The organism is Janibacter hoylei PVAS-1, assembly GCF_000297495.1.
Taxonomy (GTDB): Bacteria; Actinomycetota; Actinomycetes; order Actinomycetales; family Dermatophilaceae; genus Janibacter; species Janibacter hoylei.
The window spans coordinates 1-16,386 of sequence record NZ_ALWX01000020.1 but is presented as its reverse complement, the minus strand read 5'-3'; the positions used below and the strand labels follow the sequence as shown (position 1 = coordinate 16,386).

15 protein-coding genes, 1 tRNA gene and 5 pseudogenes are annotated in these 16,386 nt (G+C 71.6%); 14 read left to right on the top strand and 7 right to left on the bottom strand.

From position 1 onward, the window contains the following. The first annotated feature begins 38 nt into the window (after positions 1–38). Together B277_RS18325 and B277_RS05100 are read left to right on the top strand one after the other, a co-directional pair. Positions 39–1,330: pseudogene (locus B277_RS18325) on the top strand (replication initiator). Position 1,331: 1 nt separating this feature from the next. Further along, the gene (locus B277_RS05100) at positions 1,332–2,417 is read left to right on the top strand and encodes a tyrosine-type recombinase/integrase (RefSeq protein WP_007925892.1); all 1,086 of its coding nucleotides are present in this window, start codon (positions 1,332–1,334) and stop codon (positions 2,415–2,417) included. A 52-nt stretch (positions 2,418–2,469) separates the two neighbouring features. Here B277_RS05100 and B277_RS05095 read toward each other — a convergent pair. From B277_RS05095 to B277_RS05085, 3 genes are all read right to left on the bottom strand, one after another. Beyond that, positions 2,470–2,546: transfer RNA gene (locus B277_RS05095), tRNA-Thr, on the bottom strand. Positions 2,547–2,614: 68 nt separating this feature from the next. Beyond that, the gene (locus tag B277_RS05090) at positions 2,615–3,034 is read right to left on the bottom strand and encodes a hypothetical protein (RefSeq protein WP_007925891.1); all 420 of its coding nucleotides are present in this window, start codon (positions 3,032–3,034) and stop codon (positions 2,615–2,617) included. Then, complete coding sequence (locus tag B277_RS05085) at positions 3,034–3,927, bottom strand: alpha/beta fold hydrolase (RefSeq protein WP_007925889.1); 894 nt, start codon at positions 3,925–3,927, stop codon at positions 3,034–3,036. Before B277_RS05085 ends, B277_RS05090 begins: the two co-directional genes overlap by 1 nt. A gap of 298 nt (positions 3,928–4,225) precedes the next feature. On the opposite strand from B277_RS05085, the gene B277_RS20235 reads away from it, so the two are divergent. After that, entirely contained in the window at positions 4,226–4,672 is a 447-nt protein-coding gene (locus tag B277_RS20235; RefSeq protein ID WP_083853654.1) for an SRPBCC family protein, read from the top strand. 200 nt (positions 4,673–4,872) lie between these two features. On the opposite strand, the pseudogene B277_RS20230 reads toward B277_RS20235, so the two are convergent. Next, positions 4,873–5,286 (bottom strand): annotated as a pseudogene (locus B277_RS20230) (inorganic diphosphatase); the annotation flags it as partial. Between the two features lie 87 nt (positions 5,287–5,373). On the opposite strand from B277_RS20230, the gene B277_RS18840 reads away from it, so the two are divergent. The 11 genes and pseudogenes from B277_RS18840 to B277_RS05035 all read left to right on the top strand — a co-directional run bounded on the left by B277_RS18840 (position 5,374) and on the right by B277_RS05035 (position 14,776). Further along, positions 5,374–5,841: a hypothetical protein gene (locus B277_RS18840; protein ID WP_007925875.1), complete on the top strand. Its 468-nt coding sequence runs from the start codon at positions 5,374–5,376 to the stop codon at positions 5,839–5,841. Further along, positions 5,747–6,766, top strand: a complete 1,020-nt coding sequence (gene dacB, locus B277_RS05075; protein ID WP_238539373.1) for a D-alanyl-D-alanine carboxypeptidase/D-alanyl-D-alanine endopeptidase — start codon at positions 5,747–5,749, stop codon at positions 6,764–6,766. Before B277_RS18840 ends, dacB begins: the two co-directional genes overlap by 95 nt. Positions 6,767–6,807: 41 nt before the next feature. Next, positions 6,808–7,851, top strand: a complete 1,044-nt coding sequence (locus B277_RS05070) for a zinc-dependent metalloprotease (RefSeq protein ID WP_238148061.1) — start codon at positions 6,808–6,810, stop codon at positions 7,849–7,851. After that, entirely contained in the window at positions 7,851–8,855 is a 1,005-nt protein-coding gene (gene tilS, locus B277_RS05065) for a tRNA lysidine(34) synthetase TilS (RefSeq protein ID WP_007925865.1), read from the top strand. Before B277_RS05070 ends, tilS begins: the two co-directional genes overlap by 1 nt. A gap of 31 nt (positions 8,856–8,886) precedes the next feature. Then, a pseudogene (gene hpt, locus B277_RS05060) lies at positions 8,887–9,439 on the top strand (hypoxanthine phosphoribosyltransferase). 344 nt (positions 9,440–9,783) lie between these two features. Then, complete coding sequence (ftsH, locus tag B277_RS05055; RefSeq protein ID WP_007925859.1) at positions 9,784–11,898, top strand: ATP-dependent zinc metalloprotease FtsH; 2,115 nt, start codon at positions 9,784–9,786, stop codon at positions 11,896–11,898. 3 nt (positions 11,899–11,901) lie between these two features. Further along, on the top strand, positions 11,902–12,477 hold the full coding sequence (folE, locus tag B277_RS17350; protein WP_007925858.1) for a GTP cyclohydrolase I FolE: 576 nt from the start codon (positions 11,902–11,904) through the stop codon (positions 12,475–12,477). Then, entirely contained in the window at positions 12,474–13,454 is a 981-nt protein-coding gene (gene folP / locus B277_RS05045; protein ID WP_007925857.1) for a dihydropteroate synthase, read from the top strand. The genes folE and folP overlap by 4 nt, the downstream gene beginning before the upstream one ends. Then, positions 13,451–14,011 (top strand): annotated as a pseudogene (folB, locus tag B277_RS18835) (dihydroneopterin aldolase); the annotation flags it as partial. The gene folP and the pseudogene folB, both read left to right, overlap by 4 nt. A 118-nt stretch (positions 14,012–14,129) precedes the next feature. Next, complete coding sequence (locus B277_RS18830; RefSeq protein WP_420795265.1) at positions 14,130–14,306, top strand: hypothetical protein; 177 nt, start codon at positions 14,130–14,132, stop codon at positions 14,304–14,306. After that, on the top strand, positions 14,306–14,776 hold the full coding sequence (locus tag B277_RS05035) for a DUF3180 domain-containing protein (RefSeq protein WP_040880863.1): 471 nt from the start codon (positions 14,306–14,308) through the stop codon (positions 14,774–14,776). Before B277_RS18830 ends, B277_RS05035 begins: the two co-directional genes overlap by 1 nt. On the opposite strand, the gene B277_RS17345 is transcribed toward B277_RS05035, so the two are convergent. The 3 genes and pseudogenes from B277_RS17345 to B277_RS17865 all read right to left on the bottom strand — a co-directional run. Next, on the bottom strand, positions 14,769–15,206 hold the full coding sequence (locus B277_RS17345; protein WP_007925854.1) for a class F sortase: 438 nt from the start codon (positions 15,204–15,206) through the stop codon (positions 14,769–14,771). The genes B277_RS05035 and B277_RS17345 overlap by 8 nt on opposite strands. Continuing rightward, complete coding sequence (locus B277_RS17340; RefSeq protein ID WP_156811735.1) at positions 15,203–15,541, bottom strand: hypothetical protein; 339 nt, start codon at positions 15,539–15,541, stop codon at positions 15,203–15,205. The genes B277_RS17345 and B277_RS17340 overlap by 4 nt, the downstream gene beginning before the upstream one ends. A 157-nt stretch (positions 15,542–15,698) precedes the next feature. After that, positions 15,699–16,386, bottom strand: a pseudogene (locus B277_RS17865) (hypothetical protein); the annotation flags it as partial.

Genomic DNA, 16,386 nt, shown 5'->3' with positions numbered 1-16,386 from the left:
TCTTCGGGGCTGTCCACTCCACCCGCCGGGGGCCGCAGCTGTGTCATCCCCGGGGGCGCGAGACCTGCGAGCACGGCCGCTCCCTCTCGTGCACGGCACGCCACGACAAGGACGACGACGTCGTCGGCTCGCCCATCTGCCACGACTGCTACGACTACCTCGGCCACGTCGTGTGGCAGTTCCACGCACCCGAGCTGTGGCGTCGAGCCGTCCAGGACGTCAGCCGCCAACTCGCCGCGCGCCTGGGCGTCCCGGTCTCGAAGGTCTCCAAGTTCGCCTCACGTCAGTACGGCCGCACCGCCGAGATGCAGGCCCGAGGGGCGGTGCACTTCCACGCGTTGTTTCGCCTCGATGGCCCAGCGGAGCACGGCATCGGTGCACATGTGCCGTTGACGTCGACGTGATGGTCGACGCGATTCACGCGGCCTTCGCTCGGACCCGCGTCGTTGCTCCCAAGACCGGCGAGCAGGACCTCGAGCGGGTTCTGAAGTGGGGACGCCAGATCGACGTGCGCGTCGTGCGTGACGGCTGCCGGACCGATGACCCGGACGGGCCCATCACGGGGGAGCAGGTGGCTGCCTACCTCGCGAAGTACTCGACCAAGGACACGTCCCTGTCGGTGCCCGATGGGGAGCACGCGCGCCGTCTGCAAACCACGTGCCAGGAGGTGCACGATCTCGCGGTGCTTCGTGCCGAGCGTCGAAGAGCAGGCGAAGTCCTCGAGGCCCCGGTCGACGCTGAGGGCAGGGACCACTACGCGCTCATCGGCAAGTGGGCCAAAGAGCTTGGCTACCGCGGGCACTACTCGTCCAAGTCGCGCCGCTACAGCGTCACCTACCGGACCCTGCGTCGTCGCCGAGCACGATTCCAACAGGTCATGAGCGACGAGACCGAGCGCGCCCGACGGGCCGGCCGACCGGTTGACCCGAAGTCCGTCGAGGAAGCCTCCGGGAAGAGGCCGACGAATCGGCCACCCTCGTCGTCGGCGTCTGGGAGTTCGTCGGTACCGGCTGGGCCAACGAAGGGGAAGCCGAGATCGCTACCGCTGCGGCTGCTCGAGCGCGCGAGTACGCACAGCACCGCGCAGCAACGACGAAGTGACCACACAAGGGGAAAGGGCACGACGATGAGCACGAAAGAACTGCAAGACCTGGAGCTGCCGATCTACCTGACGACCGCCGAACTGGCCACACTGGCAAGGGTGGATGCCTCCACCGTGTGCAGATGGCGCCAGCGAGGAGAGGGGCCGCGCGTGACGTGGCTGTCTCCGACCATGCCGCGCTACCTGTGGGACGACGTCCAGAAGTGGCTCAAGCACGCGGCGGCCTGAGATGACAATCATCAAGAGAAACGGGCGGTACTACGCCAAACTGAAGTCCGGGCGCGACTTCATCGCCGGCCGCACCTTCGACACCCAGCGCGAGGCCAAGGCCTGGCTGGCTCGGGAACGTGCCGCCCTAGACGGTGGTGTCGACCCTCGAGCGGGTCGCGAGCGAATGCGGGAGGCGTTGAAGCGCTGGCTGGAGATCCGTCGGACCACGGTCGCCGTGAAGACGCACCGTGCGGACTGCGACCTGATGCGGCTGACCCCGACCAGCATGCTGGCTCTGCAACTGTCGGCCATCTCCGAAAGGGAAGTGAGCCGCGTCTTCGTGCAGCTCCTGGCCGACGGGCTGGTCGAGTCATCGGTGGTCCGCTATCGGGCCAGCCTGTCGGCCTTCTTCGGCTGGTGTGTCCGCGAAAAGCTGATCCTGACCAACCCGGTCACGTCGGCCAAGGTCCCCAAGGGATCCGAGGAGCGGGCCGAGATGATGCCCTTTACCGAGGACGAGCTCTGGGAGGTCTTCGAAGACTGCCGCGCGAAGAACGAACGGTTGGCGAGCATCGTCCTCGTGCTCGGCTGGACCGGGTTGCGGTGGGGCGAGGCTCGAGCGATGGCGGTCGGTGACGTCGTCCAGCTGCCGACGGCCGGTCTGATGGTGCGTCGCTCGCGGTCAGAAGGCATCGGCACGAAGTCGACCAAGGGCCGCCGGTGGCGCCGGGTGCCTGTCGCGGACGGAATCGTCCCGCATCTCGAGGCGCTGGCGGCGGGCAACCACGAGCGGGACCCGCTCTTCACGACCGACGCGGGCGGGCTGCTCAATCGCACCGCCTTCATCCGAACGCTGAAGTGGGAGAAGACAGGGCGGGGCCGGCGGCTGCACGACCTGCGGCACACCGCCGCCTGCCTCTGGCTCGCCCGCGGGGTCGACCTCGGGACCGTCCAGGCGTGGATGGGACACGAGTCCGCGTCAACGACGAATCGGTACCTGCACTTCCTCGGAACGGGGGCCGACAGGGCGGGTCTCGAGAGGCTCAATTTTGGATGGGGGTACCAGGGGGGTACCAACTCGCGCGCGATGGGGGAGCAGCCGTGACCAGAAAGGCTCTGGAAATGACGAAAACCCTCGATTTCTCGAGGGTTTCGTGTGGAGCCGCCTGTCGGAATCGAACCGACGACCTTCTCATTACGAGTGAGACGCTCTAGCCGACTGAGCTAAGGCGGCGTGCGCCCGAGGACGCGAGGCACAAGTATACGGATGAGTGCCTGTGGTGCGTAATCGGGTCGCGCGCCTCAGAGGTCGAAGTGCGCGTCGAGGTCGTCCGTCGTGGTGTTGGCGTCTTCGGACGGTGCGACGACCTCGGTGGTGAGCACCCGCGTGGCCGGGTCGTCGGCCGGATGAGCCTCCAGCCGCACGAAGGCCGTGCGCGCGTCGGCCTGGTCGCGATAGGTGCGGGCCACCGCCTCGAGGACGCGCTCGAGGGAGGCGGTGACGGCTGCGCGGTCGGAGCCCTGGAGGGTCAGCACCCCGCTGATCGTCGTGCCTGCCGAGGTCGAGTCCTGGTACTGCACCAGTCCGGCGACGTGCTCGGGCAGCGCCTCGACCGCGGAGCGCAGCGCGGCCTGCACGGCAGGCACGTCGCTCCTCCGGCCGCACGCCGCGACCGGCAGGATGAGCGCCCCGAGCAGGACGGCGCGACGCGAGGTGCGCATCAGTCCGCGAGCGCCTCGTCGCGCCCGCTGCCGATCCGCTCGAGCACCACGTCGGCCACGACGTCCGGGTGGGTCTCCATGAGCCAGTGCCCGGCGTCGAGCTCGCGCGTGATCGCCAGCTCCGGCCGGTCGCCCGCGCGGCGCCGCAGCTGCTCGACGGTGTGCGTCGTCGCGACCTCGCCGAAGGCCGGGTCCTTGCGTCCCCACAGGTAGGCCGTCGGGATGACCCGGCGGTGCTCGCTGCTGCGGGGACCCCCCTTCGTCCGGCGTGCTCGCCACATGAGGGTGGGGGAGAGCGCCGCCCGGTACCAGGCGAAGGTGCCCTGGGCCGCGCCGGGCGTCTTGAGCCGCAAGGCGTCGTGGGCCGCGCGCTCGCGGGGCATGCCGATCTTTTCGAGGATCTGCTGGGCGAAGAGGCGGAAGAAGAGCACCGGCACGAGCGGCAGCGCGAAGGCCGCCATGTACCAGCTGTGCTTGTGCTGCTCGCCCGCGCGGAAGCCCGCCGCCATGCCCGCGCCGGTCGGTGTCGACAGCACGGTGAGGGTCTCGACCCGGTGGGGCTCGCGCGCGGCGACCGCCCAGGCCAGCGCGCCGCCCCAGTCGTGCCCGACCACGTGCGCCCGCTCGGCTCCAGCCGCGTCGATGAGAGCGACGACGTCACCGACGATCTCGTCGAGGCCGTACTCGAGGTGGTTGCCCGGACGGGCCCCGGGGGAGTAGCCGCGCAGATCGGGCGCGATGACCCGCAGCCCGGCCTCCGTCAGTCGCGGCGTCACGTGCTGCCAGGCCGTCCGGTCCTGGGGCCAGCCGTGCAGGAGGACGACGAGATCGGCGCCCTCGGGGCCGGTGTCGTCAACGTCGAAGGTCAGTCCGTCGCGGGAGTAGTAGCGCACGGGGCCAACGTAGTTCACGTCCCTTCGAGACGCTCGGCCGCGGGCGGCCCCGCTCCTCAGGGACCGGGGGGACGGGAGGGCTGCAGGCGGCCTCGCTCCTCAGGGACCGTAGGGGAGACTTTCGCTCCCTGAGGAGGTCGCTCTGCGACCGTCTCGAAGGGAGGTTGGTGACGTCCCTTCGAGACGCTCGGCCGCGGGCGGCCTCACTCCTCAGGGACCGGGGGGGACGGGAGGGCCGTGGACGGCCTCGCTCCTCAGGGACCGGGGGAGGAGGGAGCCGCGGGGAGAGGATGGATGGGTGACCGGACCGACCTTCACCTTCCACCACCAGTGGTCCTTCGCTGCCCCCCGGGAGGCGGTGCTCGCGGCACTCGCCGACATCGATGGATACCCGGCGTGGTGGCCACAGGTGCGCTCCGTCGGGCGGCTCGACGAGCGGAGTGGGCGGGCCCGGATCCGCAGCGCCCTGCCGCTCACCCTGCACCTGGTCCTCACCCGCGAGATCGAGGACCACGCACGGGGCCGCCTGCGGGTTCGCGTCGACGGTGACCTCGAGGGGTGGGCGCAGTGGTCGGTCGGCAGCGATCCGCAGGGCGGGGTGTGCGCGACCTTCGACCAGGACGTGAGGGTCGTCGCCCGGTGGTCCCGGGCGGCGACCCTCGCGCCTGCAGTGCTGCGGGCCAACCACGCGTGGATGATGCGGCAGGGCCGCCGCGGGTTGGCGCGATCGCTCAGTCGTCGCTGAGCGGCTTCTCCTTCGTCGCCAGCTCCTCGCGGGCACGGGCGGCGGCGGCCTTGATGTCCTCCTCCGAGTGGGTCACGTCCTCCTGCGGGGGCGTGGCCGGAGTTGGGCATGTTCCAGCGGGCGGTGGTCACGCCATTGGCCTTGGCGCGCTCGATGGCCTCGAGGATCGTCTGGATGGCCTCCTCGCGGCCGACCCAGTGGGCGCCCTCGACGGACTTGCCCGGCTCGAGGTCCTTGTAGGTCTCGAAGAAGTGCTGGATCTCCAGACGATCGAACTCGCTGACGTCCTCGAGGTCCTTGATGTGCTCCTTGCGCGGGTCACCGGCCGGGATGCACAGCACCTTGTCGTCGCCACCGGCCTCGTCGCGCATGTGGAACATGCCGATCGGCCGGGCGCGCACGAGGCAGCCGGGCCACGTCGGCTCGTCGAGCAGCACGAGGGCGTCGAGCGGGTCGCCGTCCTCGCCGAGCGTGTCCTCGATGTACCCGTAGTCGCTCGGGTAGGCCATGGACGTGAAGAGCATGCGGTCGAGACGGATGCGGCCCGTCGCGTGGTCGACCTCGTACTTGTTCTTCTGGCCCTTCGGGATCTCGATGGTGACGTCGAACTCCACAGGTGTACCTCTTGTCCGTGAATGGGTGAACTACTCTCGGAGGCCAGTGTTCCACCACCTCCGCCAAAACACCGCAAGGGGCCGCCCGTGAGACGTGCTCTCGTCGCCGTCACCACCGTCGCCGCGCTCGCGGTGGGCTACGGGGTGGCCGACGCGTACGACCGCGTCCCCGGCGTGCTCACCATCGACGAGGCGGCCTCGGAGCAGCCCCCCGAGCCGGTCGAGCCCACGCCCGTGCTCCCGCCCGCCGACGAGTCCGCCCCCCTGCCGACCGCGGCCGGCCTGCGCGACGCGATCGCCGACGACGTCGGCTCCTCCGCCCTCGGCCCGCGGGTCGGGATCGTCGTGCGTGACGCCGTCACCGGTGACCCCGTCTGGACGAAGGGGGCCGACCGCCCCCCAGACCCCGGCCTCCACCGCCAAGCTGCTCACCGCGGCCGCCGTCGCCGAGCGCACCGATCTGAGCCGGACGATGAAGACGACCGTCGTCGCCGACGGGGACGACCTCGTGCTCGTCGCCGCCGGCGACACGATGCTCGCCCGCGGCGACGGTGACCCGACTGCCGTCGAGGGCCGCGCCGGTCTCGCCGACCTCGCCGAGCAGGTCGCCGACTCCCTCGGGACGAAGGGGGGCGGGTCCCGCTCCCTTCGCCTCGACGCGACGTACGCCGCAGGTGAGCGCTACGCGCCGACCTGGGACCGTGCCGACGTCGCGGCCGGCTACACCCAGGGTGTTTCGATGATCGGGCTGGCGGGGGACCGGCCCGAGCCCTTCAAGCCGTCGCCGACCTTCCCGGAGAAGGCGGTGCTCGCGTCCTTCGCCGCTCAGCTCGACAAGGCGGGCGTGAAGGTCACGGTCGACGACTCGCCCACGACGTGGCGCCGGGCGGCCCCCGCCGACGGCGAGCAGCTGGCCTCCGTCGAGTCGGCGCCCCTCGGCGACGTCCTCGCCCTGGCCCTCGACGACAGCGACAACGCCCTGACCGAAAACGTCGCCCGCCAGGCCGCCGTCGCCGACGGGGCCGGCGCGTCCTTCGCGGAGACCACCGCCTGGGTGCGCTCCACCCTTGACGACGCGGGCATCGACCTCACCGGGGTCAAGCTCAAGGACAACTGCGGGCTCAGCTCGGGCCAGGTGGTCCCCGCCCGGGTCATCTCCGACGTCATGCAGCTCGGCATCACCGGCTCGGCGCAGACGATGAGCGTCGTGCTCTCGCAGCTGCCCGTCGCCGGCCTGACCGGGACCCTGCACGAGCGCTACCGCACCGACGAGTCGCGGGACGCCGCGGGCATCGCCCGCGCCAAGACCGGCACGCTCACCGGCACCTCGGCCCTCGCCGGCACAACGACGACCGCGGACGGTCGGCTGCTCACCTACGTCATCATCGCCGACCGCGTCCCCTCGACGACCGGCACGCTGGGCGCCCGGGCCGCACTGGACCGGATCGTCGCCGGCATCACCGACTGCGGCTGCGACTGACAGAGGTGTCGGGCCGGCGCGCGGGGTGTTTGGATGGGGTCGTGACGCAGTACGTCGACTGGAAGTTCGCCAAGTCCACCGGTGCCCGGCTCGTGCCGCCGGGCCCTGACGTGAGCGAGGACGAGGCTGCCGAGGCCGTCGCCGAGATCCGCGAGCTGGCAGCGGCGGCCGTCGCGCCGGTCGCGGCCACCTCACGACTCACCGCCCCCGGGGACGCCCCGGCGCCGCTCGTCGTCGACCGCCCGACGTGGATCGGGGTCAACGCCGACTCGATGGCCGCGCTGCTGCAGCCCGCGCTGGAGCGGGTCGCCTCCCGCCGTGACAAGGAGCCCTCGGCCGCCGCTCAGGCCATCGGCTCCAAGGTCACGGCCGTCGAGGCCGGCGGCATGCTCGCCTTCCTCTCGACGAAGGTCCTCGGGCAGTACGACATCGCCCCCGACGGCACCCCGGCGCTGCTCCTCGTCGCCCCCAACATCGTCGCGACCGAGCGCGAGCTGGGCGTGACGCCCCGCGACTTCCGGCTGTGGGTCTGCCTCCACGAGGAGACCCACCGCGTGCAGTTCACCGCGGTGCCCTGGCTGCGTGAGCACCTCATCGGGCAGGCCCGCGACCTCGCCGGTGAGCTCGCACCCGACATGGAGTCGCTGCGCTCGCGTCTGGAGCAGGTGACCGCCCGGCTGCCCAAGGTGCTCAGCGGCGAGGGCCAGGGCCTGCCCGACCTCGTCATCACGCCCGAGCAGCGCGAGCAGATGGCCCGCGTCACCGCCGTCATGTCGCTGCTCGAGGGGCACGCCGACGTCGTCATGGACGACGTGGGCCCCGAGCACGTGCCGAGCGTCGCGACGATCCGCGAGCGCTTCACCCGCCGACGCAAGGGGGCCGGCGCCGCCGACCGCATGCTGCGCCGGCTCCTCGGTCTCGAGGCCAAGATGCGCCAGTACCGCGACGGTGCCGACTTCGTCCGTGGCGTGCAGGAGCAGGTCGGCGTCGACGGCTTCAACGCCGTGTGGACCTCGCCGGAGACCCTGCCGACTCCGCTCGAGATCACCGACCCCACCACCTGGGTGCGGCGGGTCCACGGCTGATGGGGGCCGGTCACCCTGCGCAGGCCCACTGCCGAAGGGGGGTCCGCGCCGTCCTCGAAGGGCTGCCCGCCGGGTCCCTGGCCCTGGCCGCCGTGAGCGGGGGCACCGACTCCCTCGCCCTCGCTGGGGCGCTGGCCGCCGAGGGCGCCCCCCACGACGTCACCGTCGGCGCGATCATCGTCGACCACGGTCTCCAGCCCGACTCCGCGGAGACCGCCCTGCTCGCCGCGCAGCAGTGCGGCGACCTGGGGCTCGCGCCCGTCGCGATCGTCCAGGCCGTCGTCGCCGCCAGCGGCGACGGGCTCGAGGCAGCCGCCCGCGAGGCCCGCTACTCGGCCCTCGCCGAGACCGCCGCCGCGATGGGGGAGGAGCACCCTGCGCACGTCGTGCTGCTCGGCCACACCCGGGACGACCAGGCCGAGCAGGTGCTGCTCGGGCTCGCCCGCGGGTCGGGCGCTCGCTCGCTCGCCGGCATGCCCGCGCTCGTGGTGCGGGAGGGCACTCCCTTCGTCAGGCCGCTGCTGCACCTGCCCCGCGAAACGACCGAGCAGGCCTGTGCCGCGTGGGGACTCGTGCCGTGGGAGGACCCGATGAACTCCGACCGGGCCTACGCCCGCGTGCGGGTGCGTCAGGCCCTCGCGATGCTCGAGGACGACCTGGGCCCGGGGCTCGGTGAGGCGCTGGCGCGCAGCGCCGACCTGCTGCGCGACGACGCCGACCTGCTCGACGACCTCGCCGAGGCGGCCGTGCCCGACGACGACCCGGCCGGAGTGCCCGTCGGGGTGCTGGCGGACCTTGCTCCCGCCCTTCGCTCCCGCGTGTGGCGCCGACTGCTGCTGCGGGCCGGCTCGCCCGCCGGCGCGGTCACCGCCGCCCACGTCGCCGCGTGCGACGGGCTGGTCACCGACTGGCACGGTCAGGGCCCGCTGCACGTGCCCGGCAACCTGCGGGTGGGCAGGGCCGACGGCCGGGTGCACATCACCCCGGTCACTGGTGGACAATGAGACCGCCCAGGCCCGCTCGCTAAGGAGAACCGTGGACTCCAAGGACATCCAGGACGACCTCGTCGAGGTGCTCATCACCGAGGAGCAGATCCAGGCACGGCTGGCCGAGCTGGCCACCGAGGTCTGGGAGCACTACCGCGACAAGGAGGTGCTCCTCGTCGGTGTCCTCAAGGGCGCGGTCATGGTCATGGCCGACTTCATGCGTCACCTGCCCGGCTCCGCCCCCCATGGACTGGATGGCCGTGAGCTCCTACGGCTCCGGCACCAAGTCCTCCGGTGTCGTGCGGATCCTCAAGGACCTCGACACCGACATCACCGACAAGCACGTGCTCATCGTCGAGGACATCATCGACTCCGGCCTGACCCTCTCGTGGATCCGGTCCAACCTCGACTCGCGCTCGCCCGCCTCCGTCGAGATCCTCACCCTCCTGCGCAAGCCCGATGCCGCGAAGGTCGAGATCGACACCCGCTGGGTCGGCTTCGACATCGCCAACGAGTTCGTCGTGGGCTACGGGCTCGACTACGCCGAGGGCTACCGCAACCTGCGCGACGTCGCGACGCTCGCGCCGCACGTCTACTCCTGACGTTCCCTTCGAGACGCTCGTTCCTCGCTCCTCAGGGAGCGGGGGTGGGGCGCTCGTTCCTCAGGGAGCGAGGGGGAGACGCAAGGAGTGCGCGGCGCGAATCAAGGATGAAGCCCCGCCTCAGGACCGCGTGAGGAGCAGGCCGACGAGCGGGGCTTCATCCCCAGCGCCGGGTGCTGCTTGTGTCGACCACGGAGCTGGCCACGGGAACACCGGGGCGCAGGTGCTCGTTGGCCTGTTAGCCGCTGGTGAGCGGGGGTCAGGTAGTTTCGTCCTGATGTCCCGGCACAGCCGGTGGCCGCCACGTCGTCGAGTCAGGAAGTCCGGGAAGTCCCCGTACCCGTATGAACGCCAAGAAGATCTTCCGTGCCCCTGCCTTCTGGGCACTGCTGCTCATCGCCGTCTTCGTCCTGATGTTCATGACGCGCGGCAACAGCGAGTACGCGCGGGTGGACACCTCCGCTGCCGAAAAGCTCGTGACGGACGGCAAGGTGAAGGACGCGCACTTCACCACCGACAACCTGCTGCAGCTCGACCTCAAGGACGGGCAGACCTACTCCGACGGTGACTCGGTCAAGGACGCCGACAAGGTCGAGACCGAGTTCATCGACGCCCGCGCCGACGACATGCTCAAGGTCGTCGAGGCCAACGTCGAGGGGGTGCAGAACGACACCGTCGAGGAGCCGAGCGTCTGGTCGAGCCTGCTCTTCTCCCTCCTGCCACTGCTCCTGCTCGTTGGTCTCTTCTGGTTCATCCTCAGCCAGGCCCAGGGCGGCGGCTCCAAGGTTATGCAGTTCGGCAAGTCCAAGGCCAAGCTCGCGACGAAGGACACCCCCAAGGTCACCTTCGCCGACGTGGCCGGCGCCGACGAGGCCGTCGAGGAGCTCCACGAGATCGTCGAGTTCCTCCGCGACCCGAGCAAGTTCCTCGCGGTCGGGGCCAAGATCCCGAAGGGCGTCCTGCTCTACGGCCAGCCCGGTACCGGCAAGACGCTCCTCGCGCGCGCCGTCGCTGGCGAGGCGGGCGTGCCCTTCTACTCCATCTCCGGGTCCGACTTCGTCGAGATGTTCGTCGGTGTCGGCGCCAGCCGGGTCCGCGACCTCTTCGAGCAGGCCAAGACCAACTCGCCGGCCATCGTCTTCGTCGACGAGATCGACGCCGTGGGTCGCCACCGCGGCGCCGGACTCGGTGGCGGCCACGACGAGCGGGAGCAGACGCTCAACCAGCTGCTCGTCGAGATGGACGGCTTCGACGTCAAGACCAATGTCATCCTCATCGCGGCGACCAACCGCCCCGACATCCTCGACCCGGCGCTGCTGCGCCCGGGCCGCTTCGACCGTCAGATCGCCGTCGAGAACCCCGACATGATCGGTCGCCACCGCATCCTCGAGGTGCACGCCGCCGGCAAGCCGATGGCCCCCGGCGTCGACCTGCTGGCCGTCGCCCGCCGCACCCCCGGCATGACCGGTGCCGACCTGGCCAACGTCCTCAACGAGGCCGCGCTGCTCACGGCGCGCACCGACAAGCAGTTCATCGACGACGCGATCCTCGACGAGGCGATCGACCGGGTCATCGCCGGCCCGCAGAAGCGCACCCGGATCATGAGCGCCCAGGAGCGCAAGATCACCGCGTACCACGAAGGGGGCCACGCCCTCGTCGCAGCCGCGATGAACCACACCGACCCGGTCACCAAGATCACGATCCTGCCGCGCGGTCGGGCCCTGGGCTACACGATGGTCATGCCCGTCGACGACAAGTACTCGACGACGCGCAACGAGATCCTCGACCAGCTCGCCTACGCCCTCGGCGGTCGCGTCGCGGAGGAGATCATCTTCCACGACCCGTCGACCGGCGCCTCCAACGACATCGAGAAGGCCACCGGCATGGCCCGCAAGATGGTCACGGAGTTTGGCATGAGCGAGCGCATCGGCGCGGTCAAGCTCGGCCAGTCGCAGGGCGAGGTCTTCCTCGGCCGCGACATGGGCCACCAGCGTGACTACTCCGAAAACGTCGCGACGATCGTCGACGAGGAGGTGCGCCGTTTCATCGAGGCGGCCCACGACGAGGCATGGCACGCGCTCAACGACAACCGCGACATCCTCGACCGGCTCGTGCTCGAGCTGCTCGAGCACGAGACGCTCAACGCCAAGGAGCTCGCCGAGATCTTCGCCGACGTGCGCAAGCGTCCCCAGCGCCCCACGTGGCTGAGCAGCGAGCACCGCACGATCTCCGACATCCCGCCGGTGCTCACCCCCGCCGAGCAGGCCGCCCTGCGGGCCCGCGAGGGCGAGCAGGAGCGCGCCGAGCAGACCGCGCCCCCGACCGACCCGCAGGTCACCCAGGCGATCGACCGCGCCGCGGAGGAGGGTGCTGTCCTCCCCGAGGAGCACCCGACGACCGAGATCCGCCAGGTCCCGCCGGGTGAGGCCGTCGACGGCGACGGCCCCGGGCACGCCTGAGACATGGCTGACGTCGACCTGGGTCGCATCGAGGCGGCCGTGCGCGAGATCCTCCTCGCCGTCGGTGAGGACCCGGGCCGCGATGGTCTCCTCGAGACCCCGGCCCGCGTGGCGCGGTCGTACGCCGAGGTCTTCGCCGGGCTGCGGGCCGACCCCGCGGAGCTGCTGGCCACGACCTTCGACATCGACCACGACGAGCTCGTCATCGTCCGCGACATCGCGCTCTACTCGACCTGCGAGCACCACCTCGTGCCCTTCCACGGCGTCGCCCACGTCGGCTACACCCCGGGCAAGAGCGGCAAGGTCACCGGCCTGTCGAAGATCGCCCGGCTCGTCGACATCTTCGCCAAGCGGCCGCAGGTCCAGGAGCGGCTGACCAGTCAGATCGCCGACGCACTCGTCGAGCACCTCGACGTCGCCGGCGTCATCGTCGTCGTCGAGGCCGAGCACCTGTGCATGTCGATGCGCGGGGTCCGCAAGCCGGGGGCGACGACGATCACCTCCGCCGTGCGCGGTCAGTTGCGTGACTCGACGACGCGCGCCGAGGCGATGGCCCTGCTCACCGGAGCCGCTCGGTGACCCACCCGGTCCTGACCCGGATCGCGGCGGAGCACGACCGGCCCGGTCCGGTCGTCATGGGCATCGTCAACGTCACGCCTGACTCCTTCAGCGACGGCGGGCGGTGGATCGAGACCGACGCCGCGATCGCCCACGGCCGGTCCCTCGTCGCCGCCGGAGCGAGCGTCGTCGACGTCGGGGGAGAGTCCACCCGCCCCGGCGCCGAGCGCCCCAGCGAGGACGAGGAGCTGCGCCGAGTCGTGCCCGTCGTGCGCGCGCTGTCCGCCGAGGGCATCGCCGTCTCCGTCGACACCATGCGGGCGAGCGTCGCCGCGGCCTCCCTCGAGGCCGGGGCCGCGATCATCAACGACGTGAGCGGGGGCTTGGCCGACCCGCAGATGCCGCACCTCGTCGCGGCGAGCGGGGCTCCCTTCGTCGTCATGCACTGGCGCGGCCACGCCCACGACATGCAGTCGCGGGCCCACTACGCCGACGTCGTCGCCGAGGTGTGCACCGAGCTGACGGCCCGGGTCGAGGCGCTGTGCGCCGTCGGGGCCACCCCCGAGCAGCTCGTGCTCGACCCCGGCATCGGCTTCGCCAAGACCGCGGAGCACAACTGGCGCCTGCTCGCCGGGCTCGAGCAGGTCGTCGACCTCGGCCACCCCGTGCTCCTCGGGACCTCCCGCAAGGGCTTCCTCGGCTCCGTCGGTCGCGAGGAGGGCCACGAGCGGCCCCTCGACGGCCGCGCCGTGGCCACCGCCGTGACGAGCGCCCGCGCGGCCAGGGCCGGTGTCTGGTGCGTGCGGGTGCACGACGTGACCGCCACCGTCGACGCCATCGACGTGACGACGGCACTTGGGGAGGTCGGTTCCCTTCGAGACGGTCGCTTCGCGACCTCCTCAGGGACCGGGGAGAGCGGTCGGGGCTCCTCAGGGACCGGGGAGAGCGGTCGGGGCTCCTCAGGGACCGGGGAGAGCGGTCGGGGCGAGCGACCGTGAGCGACCGGATCAGCCTCCTCGGGGTGCGCGCGCGCGGGTACCACGGTGTCCTCGCGGACGAGAAGCGCGACGGGCAGGACTTCGTCGTCGACGTCGAGCTCCACCTCGACCTGCGGCCCGCGGGCACGAGCGACGACCTCACGGCGACCGTCAACTACGCCGAGGTCGGCGCCGAGGTCGTCCGGCGCATCGAAGGGCCCTCGCTCGACCTCATCGAGGCACTCGCCGAGCAGATCGCCGGTGACGCGCTCGAGCGCCCGGGCGTGCGTGCCGTCGAGGTGACGGTCCACAAGCCCTCCGCTCCCGTCGGCGTGCCCTTCGGCGACGTCGCCGTCACGATCACCCGACGACGCGAGGTGCCCGTCGTCATCGCGCTCGGCGCCAACCTCGGCGACGCCCCGCGGACGCTGCAGACCGCGCTCGACGACCTCGGCGACGCCCTGCACGACGTGCGGCGGGCTCCCTTCGTCGGCACCGACCCGGTCGGCGGGCCCGACCAGCCCCGCTACGTCAACACGGTCGCCGTCGCGACGACCTCGCTCACGCCCGAGGAGCTGCTCGCGCGACTGCACGCCGTCGAGGCACGCCACGGGCGGGTGCGCGAGGTGCGCTGGGGGGGCGCGCTCGCTCGACCTCGACCTCGTCCAGTACGGCGAGCCTGCCACCGGCAGCGACGTGACGAGCGAGGACGCGGCGCTCACACTGCCGCACCCAAGGGCGCACGAGCGCGGCTTCGTCCTGCAGCCCTGGTCGCGGGTCGACCCCGACGCGGTGCTGCGGGTCGACGGGCGCCCCGTCGCGGTGGCCGAGCTGCTCGCGGGGCTGGACACGAGCGACATCGAGGACCTCTGATGCTCCAGCGGGGCCTGGGCGTCGCGACCGTCTCGGTCGTGCTCGTCGCGAGCGGAGCCCTCAGCTGGTCCGCCGGTCACTGGTGGCTTGCCGGTGGGCACGCGCCGCTGCGCGTCGGCTGGCTCACCGGGCTGCTGCTGCTCGCCATGGGCGGCATCGTCCTCGTCACCGGCTCCCGGATGTGGCGGATGCGCCGCGGGCGCACCCACGTCGAGCCGCTCGTGGCCGCCCGCATCCTCGGGCTCGCGCAGGCGAGCGCCGTGACCGGAGCGATCATCGCCGGGCTCTACCTCGGCCAGGCGCTCGCCCTCGCGCCCGACGCCGGGTACGCCGGTCGAGGAGGCATGGCGCTCCGATGGGCGGTGGCGGCCGTCGGTGCGGTGCTGCTGACGGTGGCCGGGCTCGTCGTCCAGGCATGGTGCCGAGTCGACGACGATGACGACGACGAGGAGCGGTCGAGCCTCAGCTGACCATCTCGTCGGCCCAGACGACCCAGTTGCCCTCGTAGTGGCCGCCGCTCAGCGGGGTGTCGGGGTCGCAGGTGATGAGGCGCAGGACCGGCTCGGGGTTGTCCCAGTCCCAGATCGTGTCGTCCTTGGGGACACCCGTCTTGGGGGCCGCCTCGGAGCGGGTGATCTTGAACTTCACCTGCCGCCCCGACCCGTAGGTCACCGTGACGATGTCGCCGAGCTTGACGCTCGGCAGGTTCCAGAAGACGTCGGGGTTGCCCTGGTGGTTGATGTGGCCGACGAGGATGCTCGCGCCCTTGTTGCCCGGCTTCGGCCAGCCCGGCTCGGCGTACCAGCCGGCCGTGCCGTAGGGCGGCGCCAGGACCTTCTGCGCGTCGAGCTTCGTCGCCCCGAGCGAGGCGTCGACGAGCTCGCGGCCCCCGGAGGTCACCTGGACCCGGGTGGGGGTGCCCGCCGGCGCCTTCTTGGGGGCGGGGGGTGTGGGGTCGCGTCGCTGCGCGTCGCGGCCGTCGTGCTCGAGCTCGTCGAGGTCTTCTTCGGCTTCTTTGTCGTCGTGGTGGACGACGACGAGGGGGTGGTCGACGTGATCTGGCTCGGCGGCACGTAGGTGCCGGGGGAGACCGCCTCGTCGTCGTGCTGGCCCCACCAGGTGCCGGCCGCGACACCGCCGCCGAGCAGGACGGCGACCGCGACCGCGAGGAGCGCGGTGGTGCGTCGGTACTGCGTGCGGTCCCGCCAGCGCTGACGGCGCGTCGGTGGGGTCACAGGTCTCCTCCTGGCGTCACGGGGGTGCTCACGGGTGCGAACGACCGGGGAGTCGGCGAAGTTCCCCCCGGCACGTGCCACGGGCCGCCGGCTCGGGGAAGACCCCGATCCGACGGCCCGTGGACGTCAGCCACTGACAGTGGTCAGTGGTGCTGCCTCAGTGCTGGGCGCTCTGGCGGCGACGGACGATGACGACCGACGCGGCACCGACACCGGCGAGGAGGGTCCCGCCGAGCAGGAGAGCGGCGGTGTTGTCGTCGGCCGGCTGCTCGACGCGTGTGAAGCCGTCGGTCTGGACGACACCGGGCGTCTCGGGGGCGGCGCCGTCGTCGTCACCCGAACCGGCACCGTCGTCGTCCGAGCTGCCGTTGTCGTCGTCATCACCGGAGCCGGCGTCGTCGGGGTTGACCCACGGGGCGACGTACTCGACGTTGCAACCGCCGGCGACCGAGCCGTCGTTGCCGTCCGCGTCGACGCAGTCCTCGGAGACGAGACGCACGTAGTTGGTGCCGTCGGCGAAGGCGAAGTCCTTGCTGTTGGAGCCCTCCGAGACCTCCCAAGCCTCGGTGCGCAGGACCTGCTTGTCCTTGTCGAGCAGGACGACGTTGACGGTGCCCGCCTGGGTGGCGGTGCCCTCGACGGTGAAGTGCTTGCCGTCTTCGGTGATCGGCAGGCTGCCCGGCTCGGTGAACCAGTCGTTGGGCTCGGCCGGAGTGGTCGTGGTCGTGTCAGACGGGTCGGGCGTCTCGCTCGGGTCGGGCGTCTCGCTCGGGTCGGGCGTCTCGCTCGGGTCGGGCGTCTCGCTCGGGTCGGCGCTSGTCGCTCGGGTCGGCGTCGTCGCTCGG

Coding starts and splice junctions, on each gene's coding strand:
- folE (WP_007925858.1), top strand. CDS start 11,902: ATGGCTGACGTCGACCTGGGTCGCATCGAGGCGGCCGTGCGCGAGATC.
- B277_RS05100 (WP_007925892.1), top strand. CDS start 1,332: ATGACAATCATCAAGAGAAACGGGCGGTACTACGCCAAACTGAAGTCC.
- B277_RS05035 (WP_040880863.1), top strand. CDS start 14,306: ATGCTCCAGCGGGGCCTGGGCGTCGCGACCGTCTCGGTCGTGCTCGTC.
- tilS (WP_007925865.1), top strand. CDS start 7,851: ATGGGGGCCGGTCACCCTGCGCAGGCCCACTGCCGAAGGGGGGTCCGC.
- B277_RS05090 (WP_007925891.1), bottom strand. CDS start 3,034: ATGCGCACCTCGCGTCGCGCCGTCCTGCTCGGGGCGCTCATCCTGCCG.
- ftsH (WP_007925859.1), top strand. CDS start 9,784: ATGAACGCCAAGAAGATCTTCCGTGCCCCTGCCTTCTGGGCACTGCTG.